The sequence below is a fragment of the Caulobacter sp. 602-1 genome (genome assembly GCF_003931565.1).
Taxonomy (GTDB): domain Bacteria; phylum Pseudomonadota; class Alphaproteobacteria; order Caulobacterales; family Caulobacteraceae; genus Caulobacter.
Genome location: NZ_RRYI01000040.1, coordinates 1 through 382, shown reverse-complemented (window position 1 = coordinate 382; position 382 = coordinate 1). Strand labels below are relative to the sequence as shown.

The 382-nt window shown below is 52.6% G+C and carries 1 protein-coding gene; it reads right to left on the bottom strand.

Annotation, left to right across the window (positions count from 1 at the left end; translation table 11 throughout):
* Nucleotides 1-382: hypothetical protein (locus EIK80_RS26205; protein WP_158624760.1), on the bottom strand; the 382-nt coding region annotated here is incomplete at both ends.

Here is a 382-nt window from a genome sequence, read left to right as displayed (position 1 = left end):
CCCATACCACGTAGGCGGCGATGCCAGAGGCGAATACCAGCACGGGAATAGTCCATGTGAACAGCGCCCACGCATAACCGCCCAGCGCAACCAAAGTGAGCAACAGCACAGGGATACGGCGCACGGATAGGAGGAAACCGTTCTTCAGTAGCTGCACATACTTGGCCTTAGGGTATTCTACAGCCAGCACGAGTGAAACCATCATGGACTGCCATGCCATCAATATGCATATCACCAGCATCGGGACGACAAACCCTCCCCCGCTCAGCTGCAGAACGATGAGTATGTCGTATCCGAAGCAGAACACCAGGAACCAGTAAAACACTCCGATGCCCAGACTCCGTTTGAAAAGACGTGCATAAGCTTTGAAATAAGACTTGAT